Here is a 25,702-nt window from a genome sequence, read left to right as displayed (position 1 = left end):
TCCTGGCCGTCCGCGTGTGTCCCGCCCGCGCGGCCCGTCCCGCCCCGTCCCTCGCCGGACGACCCGTCGCGCGCATCGGCGCGCACCCCTGGAGGAGTACCGCTGTGAGCACCGTCGACGAGATCCGCCCCTTCGCCCCCGACGAGCTCCGCGGCCGACGCGCGCTCGTCACGGGCTCGTCCCGCGGCATCGGCGCCGACACGGTCGCGTACCTGGCCGAGGCGGGCGCCGACGTCGTCGTGAACTACCGCAACAAGGCCGCGCGCGCCGAGAAGCTCGTCGCGAAGCTGGTCGAGGGCGGCACGAAGGCCATCGCGGTCGGGGCGGACCTCACGGATCCCGAGTCCGTCGACCGCCTCATGGAGACCGTCCGCGCCGAGCTCGGCGGCCTCGACGTGCTCGTCCTGAACGCGTCCGGCGGCATGGAGAGCGGCATGGCCGAGGACTACGCCATGACCCTCAACCGCGACGCGCAGCTGAACGTCCTGCGGAGCGCGCTGCCGCTCCTGTCCGAGGGCGGCCGGGTCGTCTTCGTCACGAGCCACCAGGCCCACTTCATCCGCACCACCGAGACGATGCCCGAGTACGAGGCCGTCGCCCGCAGCAAGCGCGCGGGGGAGGACGCCCTGCGCGAGCTCATCCCCGAGCTCGACTCCCGCGGCATCGGCTTCGTCGTCGTCTCCGGCGACATGATCGAGGGCACCATCACGGCCACCCTCCTCAGCCGCATGAACCCCGGGGCCATCCAGGAGCGCAAGGAAGCCTCCGGTGGCCTCTACAACGTCTCGCAGTTCGCGGCCGAGGTCGCGCGCGCGGTCGTCGACCCGATCCCCGCCGACCACCTGCGCCTCGTCGGCGACACGAGCAGCTTCCGCCCCGAGTGACCCGGGGCCGGGGGACGACCCGGGGCTAGGCTCGATCCGATGAAGACCACGGATCTCGACCTCCTCACCTCCGTCTCCCGCCCCGCCGTCTCGCCCGACGGCCGTCTGGCCGTCGTCTCCGTGACGCGCCCGCGGGTGCACGCCGACGCGTACACCGGGCAGCTGTGGGAGGTGACGACGGACGGATCCGCGCCTCCGCGGCGCATCACGCGCGGCTTCCGCGACACGGCGCCGCGGCTCTCGCCGGACGGCCGCGTCATCGCGTTCCTCCGCGCCGAGCCGAAGGGGCCGCCGCAGCTGCACGTGGTGCGCGCCACGGGCGGCGAGCCGGTCGCCCTGACCGACGAGCTGCTCGGCGTCGGCGCGTTCGACTGGTCGCCCGACGGCTCGCGCATCGTCTACGCCGCGCGTGTGGCCGAGCCCGGGCGGTACGGGAGCGTCGAGGGCGTGTCGCCCGCGGCGGAGCCCGCTCGCCGCATCACCACCACCAGGTACCTGGCGAACGGCCTGGGCTGGTCCACGGACCGGCACACGCAGCTCTTCCTCGTCGAGCTGCCCGAGCTGGACGCGGAGCCGTTCGTGGCCGCCGTCCCGTCCGGCTACCCGGGCGCTGCGGATCCCGCCGTCCGCGGCGACGGAGCCGGCTCCACGCCGTCGGCCGCCGAGCGCGCGGGCGTCCCGCCGGTCGTCCGCCTCACCGACGAGCCCGTGGACCACGACGCGCCGCGGTTCTCGGCCGACGGATCCGAGGTCCTGTTCGTCGCCTCGCGCCATGACGGCCGCGACGACGACCTGCTCTCCGGCGCGTACGCCGTGGCCGTGCCCGCGGCCGCCGACGCGGCTGCCGGCGTGCCCGAGGTCCGCACGGTCTTGTCGCACGAGGCCGGGCTCGGCGTCGCCGAGGTCGCCTCCGTCGACGGCGGTCGGATCTACCTGCTCGCGCAGGACCTGGGGGAGTCGGGCGTCGACTTCGTCGCCCGCAACACCGCGCTCTACGTGCTCGACGCCGACGACGCCGCGCCCCGCGTCCTCACGGACGCGGAGACCGTCGACCTCGGCGGCAGCGGCATCACGGTCGAGGACCGCGACGCCGTGCTCGTGCTCAACGGATCGCGCGGGACCGTGCAGCTGCTGCGCGTCACCGCGGACGGCGCCGTCGAGGCGCTCGTCGACGACCAGGTGGAGGTCACCGGGGTCGGCGTCGGGGGAGGGGCCGTCGTCGTCGCCCTGACCGACCCGCGCACGCACGGCGACCTCGCGCTCGTGCGCACCGACCGTGCGCCCGACGCCGGATCCGCCCTCGTCCCGCTCACCGACTTCTCCTCGCCGCTGCGCGAGACGGGGATCCGACCGCTGCACGAGCTGGTGGTGGAGGGTCGCGACGGCTACCCGGTGCACGGCTGGGTCGTGCTGCCGGAGGGCGAGGGGCCGCACCCGGTCCTCCTCGTGATCCACGGCGGGCCCTACGCCGCCTACGGCGTGCACCTCTTCGACGAGGCGCAGGTCTACGCCGACGCCGGCTACGCCGTGCTCCTGTGCAACCCGCGCGGCGCCGCCGGCTACGGCCAAGCGCACGGCCGGGTGATCAAGGAGCGCATGGGCACGGTCGACATGCACGACGTGCTCGACTTCCTCGACGGCGCGATCGCCGTGCACGAGTCCATCGACGGATCCCGCGCCGGCATCATGGGCGGCTCCTACGGCGGATACCTCACAGCCTGGACCATCGCGCACGAGCACCGCTTCCAGGGCGCGATCGTCGAGCGCGGCTTCCTCGACCCGGAGCTCTTCACGGGAACCTCCGACATCGGCACGTTCTTCGGCGAGGAGTACACGGGTCACGACGAGGAGACGCGACGCGCGCAGAGCCCGCAGGCGTTCGCGCACCAGGTGCGGACGCCGACCTTCGTCGTCCACTCGGAGGACGACCTGCGCTGCCCGCTGTCCCAGGCCGAGCGGTACCACCTGGCGCTCGTGCGCGCGGGCGTCGAGACCGAGATGCTCGTCTTCCCGGGCGAGGACCACGAGCTCAGCCGGTCCGGGCGACCGCGCCACCGCGTGCAGCGCTTCGCGGCGATCCTCGACTGGTGGGACCGGCACCTGCCGGTCGCCGGCGGCGCGCGATGACCGACGAGGTCGTGCGGCACGTCCGTGACACCGCGCGGATCCTGCTGGTCGACGAGCGCGAGCGGCTGCTGCTGTTCCTCACGAACTACTCGGTGGACGTCGACCTGCCGCCGCGCTGGCTCACGCCCGGCGGCGGCATCGACCCGGGGGAGTCGCCCGCCCAGGCGGCCCGCCGGGAGCTCTTCGAGGAGACCGGCCTCCGGGTCGACTCCGTCGGCGAGCCCGTCTGGGAGCACGACTACGCGCGCCGGCGCATCGACGGCGACCTCGACACCGGGCACTCGACCTTCTACCTGGTGCGCGCCGACGCGTTCGCGCCCGTGTCGGACAACTGGATGCCGGACGAGTTCGACGACATCCACGCGCACCGCTGGTTCACGCTCGACGAGCTCGCCGCGACGGAGGATCCCATCGAGCCGGCCGAGCTGGTGGAGGTCGCCCGCGAGGCGCTGTCCTGGCAGTCCTGAGGCGGCTCGATCCCGGCCCGTCCGGCCCGCTCGTGATGAGCCGATAATACACATTATGTCATGTAGGGTGTCTCTCCCGCGCATCTCGGTCGATCGTGCGGCCCGCGCGTCCCCGGAGTCGCGCCACCCGGAGGGCGTCCCCGTCCCCGAGCTCGCTCGTCGTCGCGCATGACGACGCTCCTCCCGTGGTCGCGCGGAGCGATTTGACACCCGCGGACGCCGGCGCCTACGTTGATTGAACGTTCAATGAATGCGCCGGGTCGTCGGCAGATCGATGTCGCGCGACGGAACCGACCGGTCGCGCACGTCATGCCGCCACGGCTCGCGCACGGCGCGTCCGGCTCGCGAGCGTGACCGGTGCGGACCTGCGCGCCCGCTCGGGTGCGCCGGGACGTCGTGCCGACGAGACCGGCAGGTCCGATCCGGGGCCGGGATCCACCCCTCCGGGCGGGATCGTCCGGCTGTCGGCGCTCCATCCGCACGAGGCCGACATCGGGACGTCGGGCGCCGGAGCCGATCCGGCGCGTCCACCCGCTCATCCACCGCACACAACCGACCGAGGAGAGAACCCGCATGCGCACGCTGCTCCACCCTGCCCGCCGGACCCCCGTCCTCCAGGACGCCGCCCTGCTCGTCTCCCGCGCCGCGATCGGCTTCATCCTGATCGCGCACGGGCTGCAGAAGTTCCTCGACTACACGCTCGACGGCACCGCCGCGTCCTTCACGCAGATGGGGGTGCCGGTCCCCGCCGTCGCGGCGCTCTTCGCCGCCACGGTCGAGACCGTCGGCGGGGCGGCGCTGATCCTCGGCCTCCTGACGCCCGTGTTCGCGGCGCTGAACGTCCTCAACCTGCTGGGGGCGCTCGTCATCGTGCACGCCGGCAAGGGCGTCTTCGTCGACGCCGGCGGCTACGAGCTCGTGCTCGCGCTCATGGCCGGTCTGATCGTCGTCGCGCTGGTGGGATCCGGCCGCTTCAGCGTCGACGGGCTCGTCAGCCGACGCGAGCGGGCCGTCTGAGCACGGGCGCCCGGTCCGCCGTCCGCGGGCTCCGCGTCAGCCCACGACGGGACCCGAGCCGTCGCGGGCCGCTGGATGACGGCGGTGGTCGCCGCCTGGCGGCTGGTGGCAGGCGCGTGGCCCCGCGATCGCCACGTCACTCCCCCGCCAGGAACTCCGCGAGGCTCGTGGGTCGTCGACCGAGGATCCGCTCGACGTCGCCGCTCACGTGCCCCATCTCGCCGGCGGCCATGGCCGTGTAGGTGCTGATCCACGCGTCGAGCTGCCACTCGGGTGCGCCCCAGACCGCTCGGGACGCTCGTGCCTCCTCGAGGGTCTCGTCCCGGTACGTGACCGCGCGGCCCTCGGCGGTGGCGACCGCGGCGGCGATCTCCGCCATCGTCAGCGCCTCCGGTCCGGTCAGCTCGTAGGTGGCGCCCGCATGGGTCCCCGGATCCCGCAGGATCGTCGCCGCCACCTCGGCGACGTCGGCGCGCGTGACCGCGGCCACCCGTCCTTCGCCGGCGGGACCGCGGATCACGCCGTCCTCGCCGACGAGCTGGCTCACGAAGTCGATGTAGAACGCGTCGCGCAGGAACGTCCACGCCATGCCGGACGCGCGGATCCGCTCCTCGGTCGCGTGATGGTCGCGCGCGAGCGTGAAGGTCGCGTCGGGAGAAGCGCCCGCGAAGGACGTGTAGACCACGTGACGGACGCCCGCCTCGGCCGCCGCGTCGACGAAGGCGATGTGCTGCGCGAGCCGATGCTCGTCCTCCGCGGCCGAGACCATGAGCAGCGTCGACACGCCCGTGAGCGCCGCCGTCGACGCGACCTGATCCCCGTAGGCCACCGCGTGCACGGTGGCGCCGGGCAGCAGGGGCGCTCGGTCGGGCGACCGCGCGAGGAGCCGCTGCGGGACGCCCGCCTCGGCGAGGCGTCGGGCCGCCGCTCCCCCGATGGCGCCGGTGACGCCGGTGACGCCGATCGCGCCGGTCTGCGTGGTCATGGTGGTCTCCCCTCCGCGCGGCGGGTGGCGCGGATGCGGTGGGATCCGGTGCGCCGCACGATCGTCCGACACTAACCCCGCACGAGCGCCACGCCTCGATGCCGTCGCGATCGAGGACCTGCTCCTGCGGAACGGTCGGCGTCACGATCGACGTCCCGTCCGCCGACGCGACCTTGGACTCTATCCCGACACGACGCTCCTCTCGACCCCGTGACCGGGCATTTGCCCATCCGGGACCCTGCTCGTAGGGTCGGCCGCGAATCCGATCCGAGGAGCGAGCCGCATCCATGACCACCGCGCGTGACGACGACCCGCCCTGGTCGGGACACGATCGCGGCTCCCGGGAGTACGGACGGATCCTCGTCGCCCTCCTCGGCGCCGGCATGGCGACGTTCGCGCAGCTGTACTGCCCGCAGGGCGTCCTGCCGCTGCTGGCGAGCGACCTCCGCGTCGACGCCGCGCAGGCCAGCCTGTCCGTCTCCGGCGCGACGATGGGCCTCGCGATCGGCACGCTCCCCTGGTCGCTGGTCTCCGACCGCATCGGCCGGGTGGCCTCGATGCGCATCTCGCTGACCGCGGCGACCGTCCTCGGGCTGGCCATGCCCTGGTCCCCCACCTTCGGTGCGCTGCTGGTCGTCCGGGTCCTCGAGGGCCTCGCGCTCGGCGGCATCCCGGCCATCGCCGTGACGTACCTCGGCGAGGAGATCCGACGGAGCCGGGTGGCCGTCGCCGCGGGCACCTACGTCTCCGGCACCACGCTCGGGGGGCTCGTCGGGCGGCTTGTCGCGGGTCCGGTCGCCGAGGTCGCCGGGTGGCGGGCAGGGACGTTCGCCGTGGCGATCCTGGGCGCGGCCGCCACGGCGGTCTTCTTCGCGGCGACGCCGCGTCCTCACGGATTCACCTCGAGGTCCGTCTCGGTGACGACCGTGCTCCGCTCCACCGGTCGCCTCCTGCGCGACCCGCGGCTGCTGGTCCTCCTCGCGCAGGGGGCGCTCCTCGCGGGGGCCTTCGTGGCCGTCTACAACTACCTCGCCTTCCGGCTGGAGGCCGCGCCGTTCGGCATCGCTCCCGGCCTGGCGAGCCTGCTCTTCGTCGCCTACCTGTCCGGCACCGTCTCCGCGCGCGTGGCCGGCGGGAGCGTGCCGCGGTACGGGCGGCGTCGCGTGCTCCTGTCCTCGACGCTCGTCATGGCCGCGGGTGTCGCGCTGACGCTCAGCGACCTGCTCCCGGTCGTCATCCTCGGCCTCGTCGTCATGACCGCCGGCTTCTTCGGCGCGCACTCCATCGCCTCGGGCTGGTCGGGGGTCCGCACCGCGCACGACCGGGCGCAGTCCGCCTCGCTCTACAACCTCGCCTACTACACCGGCTCGAGCGTGATCGGGTACGTCGGCGGGATCGCCTGGACGATGCTCGGCTGGCCGGGCGTGGTGGGGATGGGCATGCTGCTCATGTCCGTCGCCGGCACGTGGGCGATCCTGTCCGCGCGCGAGTGACGCTCCTCCCCCGAGGTGACGACGACGATCCCACGCCCTGCGGGAGGCGTGGGATCGTCGTGCCGTCGTCAGCGCATCACGAGCCGGCGCGCGTGACGATCACGTCGAAGTCGCTCGTCCGGACGTTGCCGGCGCGGTCCTCCGCGGTGCAGGTGACCGTCGTGGTGCCGACGGGGAAGATCCCGCTGCGCGGCGGCGCGCACACCACCCGCACGGCGCCGTCGCGCGTGTCGATCGCCGACGGCAGCGCGTACGGGACGCGCACGCCCGCGGCCTTCGTCGCCACCGCCGTGATGTCGTCCACGTCCGCGATGCGCGGCGCCGACAGGTCAGCGGGTCGCGCCGGGAGCTGCCGCGGATCCACCATGCCCCAGTAGGCGGGAGCCGCCTGCAGGTCGTCGTCGAACGGCAGCGGCTGCTCCCACGGACGCGCGATCGGCCACGTGCGCAGCCAGCTGCGCGCGTTGCTCACGCCCCAGAAGGTGACCGAGTCGATGGAGGCCGCCTGCTGGCGGATCATCTGGAACAGGTCGCGGTAGTAGTAGCCGACCTCGGCTCCCGCCTGCGCGTCGTCCGCGTACACGGGCGTGTACGGATCCTGCGGCGCGCCGCTCACGTCCGCGCCCTCGTTCTGGTTCGACGCGTTCACGTCGAGCTCGGTGATCGCCTGCAGCAGGCGCGTGTCGATGCGCTCGACCGCGCGGATGGAGTCGCGCAGCCACGAGACGGGCCGGGCGAAGTCGACGTGCGCCTGGTGGCCCACCCCGTCGATCGGCACGCCCCGGGCGACGAGCGCGGAGATCAGCTCGAGGTAGTCGGCCCGCTTGGTCGGCAGCTCCGTGTTGTAGTCGTTGATGAACAGCTTCACGCCCGGGAAGTGCGCGCGCGCCAGGCGGAAGCCCTCGTCGACGAAGCCCTCCCCCAGCACCTGGTACCAGCGGCTGTCGCGCATGTCGTGCGCGTTGTCGTTCGGGCCGTCGTCGATGACCTCGTTGACGACGTCCATCGCCCAGATGGGGCTGTCCCCGTCGGGATAGCGCGCGGCGATGTGGTCCGCGATGCCCTCGACTTGCGCCTCCATGCGCGCCTTCAGGATCGCCTGGTCGGCGGGGCTGTCGGTGAGCGGCCGGTCGCCGTCGAGGAAGAACCACGCGGGCGTCTGCGAGTGCCAGAACAGCACGTGGTAGTAGACCTTCGTCCCCGTGCGGTCGGCGTAGTCGAGCAGCTGGTCGAGCTGCGTGAAGGTGAAGCGCCCCTCCTCCGGCTGGACGCTCTCGGGCTTGCCCGCGTTCTCCGGGGTGAAGGCGTCGAACTGGCTGCTCACCAGATCCGCTCCGGCGCCGACGGTCTCGCGGCCGTCGATCGCGACGCCCACGTGCTCGATGCCGCGGGCGCCGAGCACGTCCTTGAGCGCCGGGATGTCGGTCTGCACCGGGGTGCCGACGGCGTCGCCGAGCTGGAAGTCGTCGAGGAGGAAGTCGGCGCCGACGGTCCCCTCCACGTACACCTGCGCCCGGTCGACCGGGCCGCCGAGCGTGTACGTGCCGGTGAGCTCGGTCCAGGCGTCGGCGGTCACGCGCGCGGCGGCTCCCGCCACCCCGTCGTAGCCGCTGCCGCCGCCGGTGTCGCGCTGCACGGAGACCTTGAGGGACGCGGGCTCTTCCCCCGCGGCCAGGCGCGCCCACACCGTGACCTCGACCTGCTGGCCCACGGCGAGGGCGCTCGTGACGTCGAGCGCGGCGCCGTGCCACTCCTGCGTGCGGTCGGTCACGAGCAGGCTGCCGGATCCGGTGCGCGCCTCGGTGCTCGGGGCGATGCGGACGCCGTCCCCGCGTGGCGCCCATGCGCCCGTGCCGGACTCGAAGTCGGATCCGATGCCGGCGGGAGCGGCGGCGTCGGCGGCCTGCGCGGCGGGGGCGGTGAGGGCGCCCGCCCCGGCGATGAGGCCGAGGGCGGTGAGGGCGGCCAGGCCGCGGCGGCGGTCGCCTCGAGGGCGGAGCGCGAGCCTGCTGCGGCTTGGGCGCGGGGGGCTGACGTCCGCGAGCGCGGACGTGTCGGTGCGGGGAATGCTCATCGTCGAACACCTCTCATGTGTTCCGACTTCGGTGTCGGATGCTCGCACCGTAGGCACCCTCCCCTACGGGGGGCAAGGTATTCGAAAACCTTTGTTGCGTGGGGCAACGAACGCGGCGCGGCCCCCGTCCTCGACGAGGACGGGGGCCGCGGTGGTCGCTCGGCCGGAGATCAGCCCTTCGGGAGGGGAGGGCGCGGCGGGAGCAGGCTCGGGTTCACGATGCCCCAGTAGGCGGGCATCGCCTCCTGATGGGTCCCGAACGGGAGCGGCTGCTCCCAGGGCTGGTCGATCGCCGGGCTGTGCAGCCAGGTGCGCGAGTTGTCCGAGCCCCAGAAGGTGACCGACTCGAGGCTGCCGGCCTCCTGCCGGATCATCGTGAACAGGTCCTTGTAGAACCAGCCGACGGCCGCGGCCGTGTCGTCCGGGTTCGAGTAGATCGGCGCCGTGTGGTTCCGGTTCTCGCTGTTGCCCGTCGCGGCGGCCTGCGACGCGCTGACGTCCAGCTCCGAGATGGCCTGGAGCAGGTGCGGATCGAGCGCCTTCACCGCGTGGATCGTGGTGCGGAGCTCCTCGATGTCGCTGCGGAGGCCGACGTGGCTCTGCTGCGACACGCCCTCGACCGGGATGTGCCGCTTCAGGAGGTCGGAGACGAGCCCGAGGTAGTCGGCGCGCTTGCTCGGCACGTCGGTGTTGTACTCGTTGATGAAGAGCTTGACGCCCGGGAAGTACTTCTTGGCGAGCTGGAAGCCCTCGTCGACGAAGCCCTCGCCGAGCACCCGGAAGAAGGGCGTGTTCTTCATGTCGTGCGGGTTGCCGTTGGGGCCGTCGTCGATGACCTCGTTGACGACGTCCATCGCCCAGATGGGGCTGTTCCCCTTCGGGTACCGGGACGCGATGTGGCCGGCGATCGCCTTCATGTGGGCGTCCATGCGCGCCTTGAGCAGCGCCTGGTCGGCCGGGCTGTCCGTCAGGGGCCGGCCGTGGTCGAGGAAGAACCAGTCGGGCGTCTGCGGCTTCCAGAAGGGGACGTGGAAGTACATCTTCATGCCGTGGGCGTCGGCGAAGTCGAGCAGCTTGTCGATGCCGCTGAAGTCGAACCGGCCCTCGACGGGCTGGATGGCGTCGGCCTTGCCCTCGTTCTCCGGCGTCATGGCGTTGAAGTGGCGCGCGATCAGGTCGGCGGAGGTGCCCTGCACCTCGCCGCTGCCCATCGCCACGCCGACGTGCTCGATGCCGGCGTCGCCGAGGACGTCCTTGAGCGCCGGGACCTGCATGCCGGGGACGGGCGTGCTCGGTGCGGCGGCGGATGCGGACACCGCCGGGACGCCGACGGCGACGGCGGTGAGGACGGCGGCGGCCGACGCGAGGGCGGCGAGGCCGCGACGGGGGCGACGGCGGGCGTCGCGGTTCGGGAGGGACGGTGTCGTGCGGACGGACGCCTCGGGACGGGGTGGGGTCGGGGTCACTGGTGCCTCTCGTACGGTGGATGGGACACCTGGACCCTAGGGAGGTCCGTCCGGCCGCCGAGCGGGTTGTGGACAGGAGGCAACGAGCTCCGCAGCGGGCGGCCGCACGGGCCGCGGGTCACCGGGGATCCGCGGCCGGCCGGTCACACCGGGCGTCGGCCGGTCACGACCCGGGTGCCGTCGTGTTCGTCGTCCGCGTCGTCCGCGGGTGCGGCGAGCGGGTCGGCTCGCGCCTCGAGGCCGGCGGTCGCGAGGGCGTCGAGGGCGGCGGCGAGCTGCGCGTCCGCGACCTCGACGAGGAGCAGCCCGTCGGGCGCGAGCCAGGATCCGCTCCCGCGCGCCACCCGCCGGAGCACGTCGAGACCGTCGGGGCCGCCGTCGCGCGTGGCCGCCGGCTCGTGCAGGCGCGCCTCGGGCGGCATGAGGTCGAGGGCGGCGTCCGGCACGTAGGGCACGTTGGCCACGAGGACGTCGATCCGCCCGCGGAGGTCGCCCGGCAGGGCGTCGAGCAGGTCGCCGCGGTGCACGCCGACGCCGCGCGGCACGAGGTTCTCCGCCGCGCACGCCACGGCCACGGGATCCACGTCGGCGGCGTGGACGATCGCCCCGGACAGCTGGTCGGCGAGCACGGCGGCGATGGCGCCCGATCCGCAGCACAGGTCGACGACGACCGGGCTCTCCACCTCGCGCGCCGCGGCGACGGCGGCCCCCGCCAGGCGCTCGGTGCGGCGACGCGGGACGAAGACCCCGGGCCGCACGATGATCCGGCGCCCGGCGAACGCGGCCCAGCCGAGGACGGTCTCGAGCGGCTCCCCCGCCACGCGGGCCGCTGTCATCGCCTCGAGCGCGGTCGCGCGCGCGTCTCCCCCGTCGTCCGGATGACGGTCGGCCGCCTCGACGACGAGCAGCGCGGCCTCCTCCTCGGCGAACACGCAGCCCGCGGTACGCAGGCGCGCGACCAGGTCCTCGTCGCGCCCGTCGCCGGTCGCGCGGTGCCCGCTCAGATGTCGTCCGTGGCGCGCAGGTGCTCGAGCAGCGCCGCGGCGCGCAGGAGGTCGTCGCCGTGCACGGGCGGCCGGGCCTGCCGCGCCGCCTGCTCGAGCCACTCGGCGCGGGCCGTCCGGACGCCCAGGAGGAGCGCCCGCCCACCGTCGGAGAGGTGCAGGTAGGACCCGACGGGGTCCTCGGACTCCAGCACGAGGCCCTTCTGCATGAGCGAGGCGAGGCTCGGCACGGTGGCCGCGCGGGCGGTGCGGGTGTCGAGCGCGAGCGACGCGCGGTCCATGCGCTCGGTGCCGGAGAGCCGACGGAGGATCAGGATCTGGACCCCGGTGAGCCCGTCCCAGCTGGCGTCGACTGACGCGTCGATGCGCTCGGACACGGAGCTGAGCGCGTCGGCGAGGCGGGAATGCGGGACGGTGTGATCGGTCACGATGCTCCTGACGGTGGTCCGTGGTCCGGGCTCCGGCGGGTCCGCGGCTCTCGCCTCCGGCCTGAGGGAGCGTCGTGTGGCTCACGCTAGCCCCCTCGCGCCCCCGATACGAGCGCGATGTCGTGCGGCGGTGCCGACGCGACGACGCCCGCCGCGGCGAGGAGCCGGGCGGGCGTCGTGGTGCCGGCGTGCCGGCGGGGGGATCAGGACGGGAACTGCGTGAAGTCCGCCGTCGCCGGGTCGGCGCCGAGGCGCGTGCCGGTCTCCAGGGTGTCGATCTCGGCGAGCTCCTCGACCGAGAGCTCGACCTCGATGCTCTGGAAGTTCTGGACGATGCGCTCGGGCGTGACCGACTTGGGGATCACGATGCGGCCCTGCGCGAGGTGCCAGGCGAGCACGATCTGCGCGGGGGTGGCGTCGTGCTCCTTCGCGAGGCGGGTGACGATGTCCGACTCCAGGTCGGCGCCCTGGCCGAGCGGGCTGTACGCCTCGACCTCGATGCCGCGCTCCACCGAGAAGGTGGAGAGGTCGTGCTGCTGGAACGTCGGGTGCACCTCGATCTGGTTCACCGCGGGCACGACGTCGCTCTCGGCGGCCAGCTTCTCCAGGTGCTCCGGGAGGAAGTTGGAGACGCCGATCGCGCGGATGAGGCCCTCGGCGTGCAGCGCCTCGAAGGTCTTCCAGGTCTCCACGTAGAGGCCGTGCTTCGGGTAGGGCCAGTGGATGAGGTAGAGGTCCACCGCGTCGACGCCGAGCTTGCGGCGGCTGTCCTCGAAGGCGGTGCGGGCGCTGTCCGCGCCCTGGTCGCCGTTGCGGAGCTTGGTGGTGATGAAGAGCTCCTCGCGCGGGATGCCCGTCGCCTTGATGGCGGCGCCCACGCCCTCCTCGTTGTAGTAGCCGGCGGCGGTGTCGATGTGGCGGTAGCCGGCCTCGAACGCGCGCTCGACGGCCTGCTGCGTCTCGGCGGGCGGGGTCTGGAAGACGCCGAAGCCCAGCTGCGGGATGGTGACGCCGTTGTTCAGGGTGATGAGGGGGGATGCCATGTGCTCTCGTCTTCTTCGTCTCGATGGTCACGTCGGATGCGGGAGGCGCCGTGGTGCGCGCCTCCCGACTCGGTCCACCGTACGCCCGGGCCGCACCCGACCGACCGGCACGGGCGCCTGCTCCGCGCTGGGCGAACAGATCGTGTCGGCGGATGACCGAGCGACACGTCAGCGGTGGGACGACGGACGGGCGCCGCCCTCTCGCGAGGTGCGGCGCCCGTCGGGGTCGAGCGGCGGTGCGGGTCAGCGGCCGGAGGTCTCCAGCACGTAACCCTCCTCGCCGTGGACGATCGTGTCGATGCCCGCGATCTCGTCCTCGTTCTTCACCCGGAAGCCCATGGTCTTCTGGATGATCATGCCGATGACGTACGAGAGCACGAACGAGTAGATCAGCACCGCGAAGGCGGCGAGGGCCTGCTTGCCGAGCTGCTCGAGCGAGCCCGAGTAGATGAGGCCGACGTTCGTCGCGAAGATGCCGATGTACAGCGTGCCGATGAGGCCGCCGATGAGGTGGATGCCCACGACGTCGAGCGAGTCGTCGAAGCCGAGCTTGAACTTCAGCTCGATCGCGACGGCGCAGACCGCGCCGGCGACGAGGCCGAGGACGATGGCCCACACCGGCGACAGCGCGGCGCACGCCGGGGTGATGGCGACGAGGCCCGCGACCGCGCCGGACGCGGCGCCCACCGAGGTCGGCTTGCCGTCGCGGATCTTCTCGACCACGAGCCAGCCGAGGATCGCGGCGGCCGGAGCGGCGATGGTGTTGAGGAACGCGATGGCCGCGATGCCGTCGGCCGCGAGCTCGGAGCCCGCGTTGAAGCCGAACCAGCCGAACCAGAGGAGCCCGGCGCCGAGGAGCACGAACGGCGGGTTGTGCGGCACGTGCATGCCCTTGGCGAACCCGACGCGCTTGCCGAGGACCAGCGAGAGGGCGAGCGCCGCGGCACCGGCGTTGATGTGGACCGCCGTGCCGCCCGCGAAGTCGATGGCGCCGACGTTGTAGGCGATCCAGCCGCCGTCGACCGTCGATCCGTCGGCGACCGTGAAGTTGAAGACCCAGCTGGCGACCGGGAAGTAGACGACCGTGGCCCACACGCCCGCGAAGACCATCCACGCGCCGAACTTCGCGCGGTCGGCGATGGCGCCGGAGATGAGAGCGACCGTGATGATCGCGAACGTGGCCTGGAAGGCGGCGAAGGCGAGGGTCGGGTACGCCGACGTCTGTTCGCCGAGGGCCGCGGTGTACGCGTCGCCGAGGCCGAGCTGGCCGAGGTCGATGCCGAGGACGCCGTCGATGCCGACGAAGCGCGGGTTGCCCGCGGCGCCGTCGGGGCCGTTGCCGAACGCGATGGCGTAGCCGTACAGGACCCAGAGGAGCCCGATCAGGCCCATGGCCCCGAAGCTCATCATCATCATGCTGATCACGCTCTTGGCCTTGACGAGCCCGCCGTAGAAGAACGCCAGACCCGGCGTCATCAGGAGGACCAGCGCCGCGGCGATCAGGAGGAAGGCGGTGTTGCCTTGATCCATGGTGTTTCACCTCTCGTAGATCGTGCAGGGGGTCGCACCGACGGAAGGCGAGCGGCCGCCCGTGTGGTCGGGTGGTTCGGCGCGAGCCGGATGCCGGGTACGCGTCCAGTGTCGGGGGGCGAGGTTTCGCCGGCTCGCCGGACGTGTTTCCGGCGCGTTACGCAGGTGGCGCGCGTGTGAACATCGTGTTTCCGCGCGCGGCGGGGATGCCCCCGACGGCCCCCGATCCAGGGACGACGGAGCGTCGTGGGCTAGAGGTCGCGTCCGGCCGCGGTGAGCGAGATGAGCCGCGAGATCGCGCGCAGGTACTTCTTGCGGTAGCCGCCCGCGAGCATCTCGGCCGAGAACGCCTCGTCGAACGGCGTGCCCGATGCGAGGAGCGGGATCTGCGCGTCGTAGACCCGGTCGACGAAGGCGACGAAGCGGAGGGCGTCGGTCTGGCCCTGCAGCTGCGTCACGCCGCGGAGCGCGATCGCGTCGACGCCCTCGATGACCTTGACGTACTTGGAGGGGTGCAGGCGGGAGAGGTGCGCCACCAGCTCGGGGAACCCGTCGACGGTCACGGAGCGGCCCGCGGCCTGCGCGGCCTCCGCACGCGCGTCGAGGTCGTCGGCGTCCACCGTGACCGCGTGGCCCTCGAAGGCGCGGCGCCGGTAGTCGAGCCCGTCGATGCGGATGGTGTCGAACCGGTCGCTCATGGCCTGGATCTCGCGCAGGAAGTCGGCCGCGGCGAAGCGCCCCTCCCCCAGGGCGTTCGGCGGGGTGTTGCTCGTCGCGGCGATCCGCGTGCCGTCGGCCACGAGGTCGGACAGCAGGCGCGTCATCATCATCGTGTCGCCCGGGTCGTCGAGCTCGAACTCGTCGATGGCCACGAGCGTCGCCCCGCGCAGGATCCCGACGGCGCCCTGGTAGCCGAGGGCGCCGACGAGCGCCGTGTACTCGATGAAGGTGCCGAAGTACTTCGGTCCCGGCATGGCGTGCCAGAGCGACGCGAGGAGGTGGGTCTTGCCGACGCCGAACCCGCCGTCGAGGTAGACGCCGGGCTTCAGGGCGGGCGCCTTCTTCCGCGAGAACAGGCCGCCGCGGGATCCGGCGCGGTCGCCCGAGAACGCACGCAGCACCTCGACGGCCCGCGCCTGCGTGTCGTACTCGGGGTCGGGCCGGTAGGTGTCGAACCGCGCGTCGTCGAACTGCCGCGGCGGCACGAGGTGCGCGGCGATCTCCGCTCCGGTGATGCTCGGCGAGCGGCCGACGAGGGCTCCGGGTCCCGTGCCCTCCGCGTCGTGGTCCCGGGATCCGATCTCGGCGTTCGTCACAGGTGGGTCTCCGGCTGTCATGTGGCGGTGTCGGGAAGTCCCGCGCAGGGCGAACCGTTACCGTGGATGGTGGTCGACGCGGTGCGCAAGGTGCCCGCGGGACACCCATCAGACTAATCGCGTCCCACCCAGCGCGGCCCCGCCGGCCGCGAGAGCAGGAGAGCCCCATGGCCGTCGAGCCGGACACCACCCCCAGGTTCGCCGAGTACGCCCACCCGGAGCGGCTCGTCAGCGGCGACTGGCTCCAGGAGCGCCTCGCCGACGGCGCGCTGACGCCGGGTCTCGTGATCGTCGAGTCCGACGAGGACGTGCTGCTCTACGAGACCGGCCACATCCCCGGCGCGGTGAAGCTCGACTGGCACACCGACCTCAACGACCCCGTGCAGCGCGACTACGTGGACGGCGAGCGGTTCGCGCAGCTCATGTCGGAGCGCGGCATCGCGCGCGACAGCACGGTCGTCATCTACGGCGACAGGAGCAACTGGTGGGCCGCGTACGCCCTCTGGGTCTTCACGCTGTTCGGCCACGAGGACGTGCGCCTGCTCGACGGCGGCCGCGACAAGTGGATCGCCGAGGGCCGCCCGACCACCACCGACCGCCCCGAGGCCACCCCGGTCGAGTACCCCGTCGTCGAGCGCCGCGACGAGGAGATCCGCGCGTTCAAGGACGACGTGCTCGCGCACCTCGGCAACCCGCTCATCGACGTCCGCAGCCCCGAGGAGTACACGGGCCAGCGCACGACGGCGCCGGCCTACCCGGAGGAGGGCGCGCTCCGCGCCGGCCACATCCCCACGTCGCAGAACGTCCCGTGGGCCAGGGCCGCGGCCGAGGACGGCTCCTTCAAGACCCGCGCCGAGCTCGACGCGGTCTACCGCGACGGCGCGGGCCTGGGTGACGGCGACGACGTCGTGGTCCTCTGCCGCATCGGCGAGCGCTCGAGCCACACGTGGTTCGTGCTCACCCACCTGCTGGGCTTCGAGGGCGTGCGCAACTACGACGGCTCCTGGACGGAGTGGGGCTCCGCCGTGCGCGTCCCCATCGTCCAGGGCGCCGAGCCCGGGGAGCTGCCCGCCCGATGACCGGTTCCCCCGAGCTGCCCGCGGCGCTCGCCGAGATCCGCGACGACTTCCTCGCGCTCGAGCAGCGCGACCGGCTCCTGCTCCTGCTCGACTTCAGCAACGAGCTGCCCGAGCTGCCCGCGCGGTACGCCGAGCACCCGGACCTGCTCGAGCGCGTGGAGGAGTGCCAGTCGCCGGTGTTCATGTTCGTGGAGGTCGTCGACGGCGACGTCCACGTGCACGCCCAGGCGCCGGCCGAGGCGCCGACGAGCCGTGGGTTCGCGTCGATCCTGGCGCAGGGCCTCGACGGGCTCCCGGCCGACGAGGTGCTCGCCGTGCCCGACGACTACCCGTCCACCATCGGGCTCGACGCCGCCGTGTCGCCGCTGCGCATGCGCGGCATGACGGCCATGCTCGGGCGGGTCAAGCGCCAGGTGCGCGAGCGGCTCGCCGGGTGAGGATCACCCGCGTCCTGCCCGTCCCCGGGCCGGGCGACCCGGCGCACGCGCGCGGGCTGGACGACGGCGGCACGAGGGAGTGGCTGGAGGACCTCTACCGTCCGGGATCCCCCGAGCACGTCCGCCTCAACTTCGTGGCGTCGGTCGACGGCAGCGTCATCGGCGCGGACGGCACGTCCGACAGCCTCTCGAGCGTCGTCGACCGGCGGATCCTCGGCGTGATCCGCGAGCTCGCGGACGTCGTGCTGGTGGGCGCGGGCACGGTGCGCGCCGAGCGCTACGTCCTCCCCCGCCGCACCCCCCTGGCCGTCGCCACCGCATCGGGCGACCTGGAGGGGCACCGCTTCGACCCGGACGCCGGGGCGGGCCGCCTCCTGGTGCTCTGCCCGCCCGAGGCGCGCGACCGTGCCGTGGCGACGCTGGGAGGCGTGCCCGCGGAGATCGTCCCCGTGCCGCTGGGCGCCGCAGCTGACGGGCGGATGGGCGGCGCCCACGTCGTCGACGCGCTCCGCGGCCACGGGCTGGCCCGCGTCGTGTGCGAGGGCGGGCCCGCGCTCGCCGCATCGCTCCTCGCGGCGGGGCGTGTGGACGAGCTCTGCCTCACCACCTCGCCCGAGCTCGTGACGCCGCTCACGCCGCTGGTGCCGGCGGGATCGGGCATCCACGCGGCGATGCGCCTCGTCCAGCTGCTCGTCGACGACGACCACCGCACCTACGCCCGCTGGACGGTGCCGCGGGGCTGATCCCCTGATCGCGAGGTCATCGGCGGCCGTGCCGCGCTTCCCTGCCGCGGCGTGGCTCCCGGCCCGTCGACCGGCGGACCATAGTCTGCACACGTGGTAGAGACCCGTGACAGTGCCGAGGATCCGCCCGAGTTCCGCGCGGCGCTGGACGCGCTGCGGCGCGCGACCACGCGGTCCGAGCTCGTGCTGACGGAGATCCCCTCGCCCTCGAGCAACCTGGCGCCGTACGCCGTGGCGCTCGCCGCGGACGTCTCGCCCTCGGGCCATGCCTCCGACTCGGAGCTCGGCACCGGCCGCTTCATCCTGCTGCACGACCCGGAGGAGCCCGATGCGTGGGGCGGCGCGTTCCGGGTCGTCTGCTTCGCGCAGGCGCCGCTCGAGACCGACATGGGCACGGATCCGTTCCTCGCCGACGTCGCGTGGTCCTGGCTCGTCGACGGCCTCGCCTCCCGCGGCGCCCGGTACTCCTCGCCGTCGGGCACCGCCACCCGGATCATCTCCACCGGCTACGGGGAGCTGGCCCGCCAGGGCAGCGGCGCCAAGATCGAGCTGCGCGCCTCGTGGACACCCGCGGACGCCGACGTGACCGCCCATGTGGAAGGCTGGGGGGAACTACTGTGCATGCTCGCAGGGCTCCCTCCCGCGGGCGAAGGAGTGACACTGCTATCAGCGCGACGCACCCGGACGTGAACGCCCCGTCCGACACCCCCGACCCCGACGCGACCGGCGGCGACGCCCCGGTCTCGCCGCCCGCCGGCCTGAGCCGCCCGGCCATGGGCACGTCCCTGTTCTCCGACGTCCCCGGATCCACCGCCACCGACGCCGTCGTCGCCCGGACGCGCACCCGCACCCGGCGGCCCGCGCCGGATCCGGCGCCCGACCGCGCGCCCGCCTCCGCGGCACCGCAGCAGGAGACGCGCGTGGCGTCGGTCGAGCGCGTCGCCGACGACGCTCCCGACCGGCCGCCCCTCCGCGAGGCCGCGGCGACGGGCGACCTCACCGTCATCGACACCCGGGAGGACTACCTCCGGGCGGTCGAGGCCATCGCGGCCGGCACCGGTCCCATCGCGGTCGACGCCGAGCGCGCCTCGGGCTTCCGCTACAGCCAGCGCGCCTACCTCATCCAGGTGTTCCGGCGCGGCGCGGGCACGTTCCTGTTCGACCCGCCCGCCGTCGGCGACTTCTCGGAGCTCGACGAGGTGATCCGCGACGTCGAGTGGGTGCTGCACGCCGCCAGCCAGGACCTGGCCTGCCTCCGCGAGGTGGGCCTCGACCCGCAGCGCATCTTCGACACCGAGCTCGCCTCGCGCCTGCTCGGCCTCCCCCGCGTGGGCCTCGGCACCGTGGTGGAGGAGCTGCTCGGGATCCACCTGGCCAAGGAGCACTCGGCCGCCGACTGGTCGACCCGACCTCTCCCCCGCGCCTGGCTCGTCTACGCCGCGCTCGACGTGGAGCTGCTGGTCGACGTGCGCGACGAGATCGCCCGCCGCCTCGAGGAGCAGGGCAAGACCGCGATCGCCGAGCAGGAGTTCGCCGCGACCATCGCCAAGGAGGCGAAGCCCGCCCGGGTCGAGCCGTGGCGGCGCCTCAGCGGCCTGCACGGGGTCCGCGGCGGCCGTGGCCTCGCGGTCGCGAAGGAGCTGTGGGAGGCCCGCGACGCCTACGCGCGCGAGGTCGACACGAGCCCCGGCCGACTCGTCCCCGACGGGTCCCTCGTCGCGGTCGCGCGCACCCTGCCGCAGACCAAGCGGGACCTCGCCGCGGTGCGCGAGTTCTCGGGCCGCGCCAGCCGCAGCGAGATCGACCGCTGGTGGGCCGCCGTCGAGCGGGGCCTCGCCGCCACCGAGTTCCCGCAGCTGCGCGGCACGGGCGAGACCATGCCGCCGCCGAAGGCCTGGGCGGACAAGGATCCCGCCGCGGACCGCCGCCTCAAGCGCGCCCGCGTCGCCGTGCAGGAGGTCGCGACCGGGATGGGCGTGCCGCAGGAGAACCTGCTGACCCCCGAGGTGCTGCGTCGCGTCGCCTGGACGCCGCCCGCCGACCTCACGCCCGAGGCCGTCGCCGAGGCCCTCGTGTCGTGGGGCGCGCGCCCGTGGCAGATCGAGGCGACGGCCGCTCCGGTGGCCGCGGCCTTTGTCGATGCTGACCAAGCCGACGACGCGACCGACGACGGGGCCTCGTAGGAACAGTCAACGGATTCGGCCCCCGTCCGGCTTCTTCCTAGGGTGGGGGAAATCGATGCGAGGAGGCGTCAGTGGTCGAGAGAGCCGAAGTCCATTTCGTGGACGGGGTCCGCACCCCGTTCGGACGAGCGGGCGAGAAGGGCATGTACTGGCGGACCCGCGCCGACGACCTGGTGGTCAAGGCCATGATCGGGTTGCTCGAGCGGAACCCCCAGGTGCCGAAGGACCGGATCGATGAGGTCGCCATCGCGGCCACGACGCAGACCGGTGACCAGGGCCTCACGCTCGGCCGGACGGCCGCGCTGCTGGCCGGACTCCCCCGCTCCGTCCCGGGCTTCGCCATCGACCGGATGTGCGCCGGCGCCATGACGAGCGTCACCGCCACCGCAGGCGGCATCGCGTTCGGCGCCTACGACCTCGCGATCGCGGGCGGCGTCGAGCACATGGGCCGCCACCCGATGGGCTTCGACGCAGACCCGAATCCCCGCTTCCTCGCCGAGCGCCTCGTGAGCCAGGACGCCCTCAACATGGGCAACACGGCCGAGCGCATCCACGACCGGTTCCCCGCGCTCACCCGCGAACGGGCCGACCGCTACGCGCTCGCGAGCCAGCAGAAGACCGCCATCGCCTACGCGAACGGGGAGATCCAGCCGGACCTCGTGCCCGTCGCGACCCGCTCCGAGGAGGGCTGGGGGCTCGCGACGCGCGACGAGGCCATGCGCCCCGAGACGACGCTGGAGGGCCTCGCCGGGCTCCGCACCCCGTTCCGCCCGCACGGCCGCGTCACGGCCGGCAACTCGTCCGGCCTCAACGACGGCGCCACGGCCGCCCTGCTCGCCAGCGGTGACGCGGTCAAGGAGCTCGGCCTCACGCCGAAGATGACCCTGGTGTCGTTCGCGTTCGCGGGCGTCGAGCCCGAGATCATGGGCATCGGACCCGTGCCGAGCACCGAGAAGGCGCTCCGGAAGGCCGGCCTCACGATCGACGACATCGGGCTGTTCGAGCTCAACGAGGCGTTCGCCATCCAGGTGCTGAGCCTGCTGGACCACTTCGGCATCGACGACGACGATCCGCGCGTCAACGAGTACGGCGGCGCCATCGCCGTCGGCCACCCCCTCGCCTCCAGCGGCGTCCGGCTGATGAACCAGCTCGCGCGCCAGTTCGAGCAGCACCCCGAGGTCCGCTACGGGCTCACGGCGATGTGCGTGGGCCTCGGCCAGGGCGGCAGCGTCATCTGGGAGAACCCGCACTTCACCGGCAAGAGGAAGAGGACCAAGTGACCGACACCAGCCGCTTCCGGGAGCTCGTGGCGCTCGATCCCGACGAGGTCGTCACGCACTCCTACGTCCGCGACGTCCCGCTGCCCTCGGGCGGCGTGCTCGCGCTCGTCACGCTCGACAACGGGCGCGACCACACGCGGCCGTCCACGCTCGGGCCGGCCACCCTGCTGGAACTCGCCGACGCGCTCGACGGCCTCGCGGCCCGGGCGGCGTCCGGCGAGATCCGCGGCGTCGCCATCACGGGCAAGCCGTTCATCCTCGCCGCGGGCGCCGACCTCAGCAAGGTCGGCGAGATCCCCAGCCGCGAGGTCGGCCGGCAGATGGCGCAGCTCGGCCACGACACGCTGGGCCGGCTGCACCGCCTCGGCGTGCCGTCGTTCACCTTCCTGAACGGGCTCGCGCTCGGCGGCGGGCTCGAGATCGGGCTGAACTCCGACTACCGCACGGTCGACGAGTCCGTGCCCGCCGTCGCGCTGCCCGAGGTCTTCCTCGGCATCATCCCCGGCTGGGGCGGCGCGTGGCTCCTGCCGAACCTCATCGGCATCGAGAACGCCCTCAAGGTGATCATCGAGAACCCGCTCAAGAACAACCGCACGCTCAAGGCGACCGACGTCATGGAGCTCGGCATCGCCGACGCGTCCTTCCCGTCCGCGTCGTTCCTCGAGCAGTCGATCCGGTGGGCCGACGGCGTCATCTCCGGGGCGATCGAGGTGAAGCGCCCGAACGCACCCGGCCGCCTCGAGCGCATCGCCAAGTGGGACATCGCCATCGGGATCGCCCGGAAGTCGCTCGAGCAGCGCATCGGCACGGTCGCCCTGTCGCCGTACCGCGCGCTCGACCTGCTGAAGGCCGCCCGGAACACGACACGCGAGGAGGGCTTCGCCGCCGAGGACGAGGCCCTCGCCGACCTCATCTCGGGCGACCAGTTCCGCGCGAGCATCTACGCGTTCGACCTCGTCCAGAAGCGCGCCAAGCGGCCCGCGGGAGCGCCGGACAAGGCGCTGGCCCGGAAGGTCACCAAGGTCGGGGTCGTCGGCGCCGGTCTCATGGCGTCGCAGTTCGCGCTGCTGTTCGTTCGCCGCCTCCAGGTCCCCGTGGTCATCACCGACCTCGACCAGGCGCGCGTCGACGCGGGCGTCGCCGGCATCCACGGCGAGATCGGGAAGCTCGCCGAGAAGGGGCGCATCTCGCCCGACGAGGCGAACCGGCTGCGGGCGCTCGTCACGGGCACGACCGACAAGGCCGACTTCGCCGACGCGGACTGGGTCATCGAGGCGGTGTTCGAGGAGCTCGGGGTGAAGCAGGCCGTCTTCGCCGAGATCGAGCAGCACGTGTCCGAGACCGCGATCCTCGCCACGAACACGTCGAGCCTCTCGGTCGAGCGCATCGCCGAGCGGCTGCAGCACCCGGAGCGCGTGGTGGGCTTCCACTTCTTCAACCCCGTCGCGGTGATGCCGCTCATCGAGGTCGTGCGCACGCCGCAGACCACCGACGAGACGCTGTCGACCGCGATGCAGGTGGCGAAGCAGCTCCGCAAGAACGCGGTGATCACCCGGGACACCCCGGGCTTCGTGGTGAACCGGATCCTCGCGAAGGTCCTCGGCGAGGCCATGCACGCGGTGGACACGGGTACGCCCTTCGAGGTCGTCGACCGCTCGCTCGCGCCGTTCGGCCTGCCGATGACGCCGTTCGAGCTGCTCGAGCTCGTGGGGCTGAAGGTCGGCGCGCACGTGCTCGACACGCACCACGCCGCGTTCCCCGATCGCTTCTTCGAGAGCCCCAACCTGCACCGGCTCGCGGAGCTCGGGCGCATCTACGCGCGTGACGCCAAGGGCCGCCCGACGGGCTTCGACAAGGAGGCCGTGCGCATCGTGAAGGGCGGCTCCGACCCGATGACGTCCGAGCAGATCCGCGAGCGCGTGGAGACGGGACTCGCGGACGAGGTGCACCGCATGCTCGAGGACGACGTCGTGCACGCGGCGGAGGACATCGACCTGTGCCTCATCCTCGGCGCCGGCTACCCGTTCCAGATGGGCGGCCTCACGCCCTACCTCGACCGCGTCGGGGCGAGCGGCCGGGCGTTCGGCGACACGTTCCACCACCCGCCCATCCGCGGCGTGGCGTAGCGCCACCGGCACGACAGGAGGGCCCGGCCGCATCGGCCGGGCCCTCCTCGCGTGCGACGGGCGGTCAGCCCTGCTCGTCGTCCTCCGCGCGGATGGAGACGCGCTCCTCGTCCCCCGGCAGCGGTCGGGCCGAGGGCACGCGGCTGCCGAGCACCTGGGCCACGACGTCCCGCGCGATGTGCTGGGGCGTGAGCCCGACGCGCTCGAGGATCTCCGAGCGCGTGCCGTGGTCGAGGAACTCGTCCGGCAGGCCCAGCTCGGTCACGCCCGTGTCGATGCCGGCCTCGCGCAGGTCCTGACGGATGCGCGTGCCGATCCCGCCGACCACGACGCCGTCCTCGATCGTCACGACGAGACGGTGGGTGCCGCCGAGCTCCACGACGCTGCGCGGAACGGGCACGACCCACCGCGGGTCCACGACGGTGGCGCCGATGCCCTGCGCGGCGAGGCGCTCGGCGACCTCGATGCCCATGGCGGCCATGGGCCCCACGGTGACGATGAGCACGTCATGCGACGCCGAGTCGTGCAGCACGTCGACGCCGTCGTCCAGGCGCCGCAGCGCCTCGATCTCGTCGCCCACGTTGCCCTTGGAGAAGCGCACGACGGTGGGTGCGTCGTCGACCTTCACGGCCTCGCCCAGCTCCTCACGGAGCCGGGTGGCGTCGCGCGGGGCGCTCAGGCGGATGTGGGGCACGATCTGCAGCAGCGCCAGGTCCCACATGCCGTGGTGGCTCGGCCCGTCGGGGCCGGTGACGCCGGCCCGGTCGAGCACGAAGGTCACGCCGGCGCGGTGCAGGGCCACGTCCATGAGCACCTGATCGAAGGCGCGGTTGACGAAGGTCGCGTAGAGCGCGACGACCGGGTGCAGGCCGCCGTACGCCAGTCCCGCGGCGCTCGTCACCGCGTGCTGCTCCGCGATGCCGACGTCGTGCACGCGGTCGGGGTGCTTCTCGGCGAACCTGTGGAGGCCCACCGGGCGGAGCATGGCGGCCGTGATGCCGACGATGCGCGGATCCGCGTCGGCGAGGGCCAGGATCTCATCCGCGAACACGCTCGTCCAGCTCACGGCCTGCGACGGATCGATGGGCTCGCCCGTCTCGGGGTCGATCTGCCCCACCGCGTGGAACTGGTCGGCGACGTCCCGACGAGCGGGCTCGTAGCCGCGGCCCTTCTCGGTGATGGCGTGGACGATGACGGGCGCGCCGTAGTCGCGGGCCTGCTCGAGCGCCTCCTCCATCGCCTGCTGGTCGTGCCCGTCGATGGGTCCCAGGTACTTGATGTCGAGGTTGGAGTACAGCGCCTCGTTGTCGGTGACGCGCGTGAGGAAGCCGTGCAGCCCGCCGCGGAGGCCGCGGTACAGGCTGTCCCCCGGCGCGCCGAAGACGCCGAACACGCGCTGGCTCGTCTCGTACAGCCCGCGGTAGGTGCGGCGGGTGCGCACGGTGTTGAGGAAGCGGGCCATGCCGCCGATCGTCGGCGCGTAGGAGCGGCCGTTGTCGTTGACGACGATGATCAGCTTCCGCGTGTTGTCGTCGGAGATGTTGTTGAGCGCCTCCCACGTCATGCCGCCGGTGAGGGCGCCGTCGCCCACCACCGCGACGACGTGGCGGTCGGTCTGGCCCGTGATCCCGAACGCCCGCGAGATCCCGTCCGCCCAGCTCAGCGAGCTCGACGCGTGCGAGCTCTCGACGATGTCGTGCTCGGACTCCGAGCGCTGCGGGTACCCGGCGAGGCCGCCCGACTCGCGCAGCCGGGAGAAGTCCTGGCGACCCGTGAGCAGCTTGTGCACGTACGACTGGTGGCCGGTGTCGAAGACGATGGGGTCCTTCGGCGAGTCGAAGACCCGGTGGATCGCGAGCGTCGTCTCGACGACGCCGAGGTTCGGGCCCAGGTGGCCGCCCGTCTTGGAGACCTCCGCGACGAGGAACTGCCGGATCTCGGCGGCCAGCTCGAGCATCTGCTCGCGGCTCAGCCGGTCGAGGTCCCGGGGTCCCGTGATCGTCTCGAGGATTCCCATGCT

General features: G+C 73.1%; 21 protein-coding genes. 12 read left to right on the top strand and 9 right to left on the bottom strand.

Annotation, left to right across the window (positions count from 1 at the left end):
- The first annotated feature begins 104 nt into the window (after positions 1-104).
- From JOE38_RS03470 to JOE38_RS03455, 4 genes are all read left to right on the top strand, one after another.
- A complete protein-coding gene (locus JOE38_RS03470) occupies positions 105-884 on the top strand; it encodes an SDR family oxidoreductase (protein ID WP_204574876.1) in 780 nt (259 codons plus the stop codon).
- Between the two features lie 39 nt (positions 885-923).
- Complete coding sequence (locus tag JOE38_RS03465; protein WP_204574875.1) at positions 924-3,011, top strand: S9 family peptidase; 2,088 nt, start codon at positions 924-926, stop codon at positions 3,009-3,011.
- Positions 3,008-3,478, top strand: a complete 471-nt coding sequence (locus JOE38_RS03460; RefSeq protein WP_204574874.1) for an NUDIX hydrolase — start codon at positions 3,008-3,010, stop codon at positions 3,476-3,478. Before JOE38_RS03465 ends, JOE38_RS03460 begins: the two co-directional genes overlap by 4 nt.
- Before the next feature lie 573 nt (positions 3,479-4,051).
- Positions 4,052-4,495 carry a DoxX family protein gene (locus JOE38_RS03455; RefSeq protein ID WP_204574873.1) on the top strand — a complete coding sequence of 148 codons (444 nt, stop codon included), beginning with the start codon at positions 4,052-4,054 and terminating at the stop codon, positions 4,493-4,495.
- Between the two features lie 136 nt (positions 4,496-4,631).
- Here JOE38_RS03455 and JOE38_RS03450 read toward each other — a convergent pair whose 3' ends face one another.
- Positions 4,632-5,480, bottom strand: a complete 849-nt coding sequence (locus JOE38_RS03450; RefSeq protein WP_204574872.1) for an SDR family oxidoreductase — start codon at positions 5,478-5,480, stop codon at positions 4,632-4,634.
- Positions 5,481-5,767: 287 nt separating this feature from the next.
- Here JOE38_RS03450 and JOE38_RS03445 point away from each other — a divergent pair, with 287 nt between their 5' ends.
- A complete protein-coding gene (locus tag JOE38_RS03445; RefSeq protein WP_204574871.1) occupies positions 5,768-6,973 on the top strand; it encodes an MFS transporter in 1,206 nt (401 codons plus the stop codon).
- 76 nt (positions 6,974-7,049) lie between these two features.
- Here JOE38_RS03445 and JOE38_RS03440 read toward each other — a convergent pair whose 3' ends face one another.
- From JOE38_RS03440 to zapE, 7 genes are all read right to left on the bottom strand, one after another.
- On the bottom strand, positions 7,050-9,047 hold the full coding sequence (locus JOE38_RS03440; RefSeq protein WP_204574870.1) for an endo-1,4-beta-xylanase: 1,998 nt from the start codon (positions 9,045-9,047) through the stop codon (positions 7,050-7,052).
- A 170-nt stretch (positions 9,048-9,217) separates the two neighbouring features.
- A complete protein-coding gene (locus JOE38_RS03435; RefSeq protein ID WP_204574869.1) occupies positions 9,218-10,513 on the bottom strand; it encodes an endo-1,4-beta-xylanase in 1,296 nt (431 codons plus the stop codon).
- A gap of 143 nt (positions 10,514-10,656) precedes the next feature.
- Positions 10,657-11,517, bottom strand: a complete 861-nt coding sequence (locus tag JOE38_RS03430) for a putative protein N(5)-glutamine methyltransferase (RefSeq protein WP_204577118.1) — start codon at positions 11,515-11,517, stop codon at positions 10,657-10,659.
- Positions 11,514-11,945 carry a MarR family transcriptional regulator gene (locus JOE38_RS03425; RefSeq protein WP_204574868.1) on the bottom strand — a complete coding sequence of 144 codons (432 nt, stop codon included), beginning with the start codon at positions 11,943-11,945 and terminating at the stop codon, positions 11,514-11,516. The genes JOE38_RS03430 and JOE38_RS03425 overlap by 4 nt, the downstream gene beginning before the upstream one ends.
- A 203-nt stretch (positions 11,946-12,148) precedes the next feature.
- Positions 12,149-12,988 carry an aldo/keto reductase gene (locus JOE38_RS03420; RefSeq protein WP_204574867.1) on the bottom strand — a complete coding sequence of 280 codons (840 nt, stop codon included), beginning with the start codon at positions 12,986-12,988 and terminating at the stop codon, positions 12,149-12,151.
- Between the two features lie 243 nt (positions 12,989-13,231).
- Complete coding sequence (locus tag JOE38_RS03415; RefSeq protein ID WP_204574866.1) at positions 13,232-14,518, bottom strand: ammonium transporter; 1,287 nt, start codon at positions 14,516-14,518, stop codon at positions 13,232-13,234.
- A gap of 251 nt (positions 14,519-14,769) precedes the next feature.
- The gene (zapE, locus tag JOE38_RS03410) at positions 14,770-15,834 is read right to left on the bottom strand and encodes a cell division protein ZapE (RefSeq protein ID WP_204574865.1); all 1,065 of its coding nucleotides are present in this window, start codon (positions 15,832-15,834) and stop codon (positions 14,770-14,772) included.
- 167 nt (positions 15,835-16,001) lie between these two features.
- On the opposite strand from zapE, the gene JOE38_RS03405 reads away from it, so the two are divergent.
- From JOE38_RS03405 to JOE38_RS03375, 7 genes are all read left to right on the top strand, one after another.
- Positions 16,002-16,913, top strand: coding sequence for a sulfurtransferase (locus JOE38_RS03405; RefSeq protein WP_204574864.1), 912 nt, complete (start codon positions 16,002-16,004; stop codon positions 16,911-16,913).
- Positions 16,910-17,350, top strand: coding sequence for a SufE family protein (locus JOE38_RS03400; RefSeq protein WP_204574863.1), 441 nt, complete (start codon positions 16,910-16,912; stop codon positions 17,348-17,350). The genes JOE38_RS03405 and JOE38_RS03400 overlap by 4 nt, the downstream gene beginning before the upstream one ends.
- A complete protein-coding gene (locus JOE38_RS03395) occupies positions 17,347-18,093 on the top strand; it encodes a dihydrofolate reductase family protein (protein WP_204574862.1) in 747 nt (248 codons plus the stop codon). The genes JOE38_RS03400 and JOE38_RS03395 overlap by 4 nt, the downstream gene beginning before the upstream one ends.
- 93 nt (positions 18,094-18,186) lie before the next feature.
- Positions 18,187-18,783 carry a DUF3000 domain-containing protein gene (locus JOE38_RS03390; protein WP_204574861.1) on the top strand — a complete coding sequence of 199 codons (597 nt, stop codon included), beginning with the start codon at positions 18,187-18,189 and terminating at the stop codon, positions 18,781-18,783.
- Positions 18,780-20,276, top strand: a complete 1,497-nt coding sequence (locus JOE38_RS03385) for a ribonuclease D (protein ID WP_204574860.1) — start codon at positions 18,780-18,782, stop codon at positions 20,274-20,276. The genes JOE38_RS03390 and JOE38_RS03385 overlap by 4 nt, the downstream gene beginning before the upstream one ends.
- A gap of 71 nt (positions 20,277-20,347) precedes the next feature.
- Positions 20,348-21,556, top strand: a complete 1,209-nt coding sequence (locus tag JOE38_RS03380; protein ID WP_204574859.1) for a thiolase family protein — start codon at positions 20,348-20,350, stop codon at positions 21,554-21,556.
- Entirely contained in the window at positions 21,553-23,682 is a 2,130-nt protein-coding gene (locus JOE38_RS03375; protein WP_204574858.1) for a 3-hydroxyacyl-CoA dehydrogenase NAD-binding domain-containing protein, read from the top strand. Before JOE38_RS03380 ends, JOE38_RS03375 begins: the two co-directional genes overlap by 4 nt.
- Positions 23,683-23,746: 64 nt before the next feature.
- Here the strand turns inward: JOE38_RS03375 and dxs are convergent, their stop codons facing one another.
- On the bottom strand, positions 23,747-25,699 hold the full coding sequence (gene dxs / locus JOE38_RS03370) for a 1-deoxy-D-xylulose-5-phosphate synthase (RefSeq protein ID WP_204574857.1): 1,953 nt from the start codon (positions 25,697-25,699) through the stop codon (positions 23,747-23,749).
- Positions 25,700-25,702: the final 3 nt, after the last annotated feature.

This window comes from Clavibacter michiganensis, from assembly GCF_016907085.1.
GTDB classification, from domain to species: domain Bacteria; phylum Actinomycetota; class Actinomycetes; order Actinomycetales; family Microbacteriaceae; genus Clavibacter; species Clavibacter michiganensis_O.
This window is presented reverse-complemented; position numbering and strand designations above follow the sequence as displayed.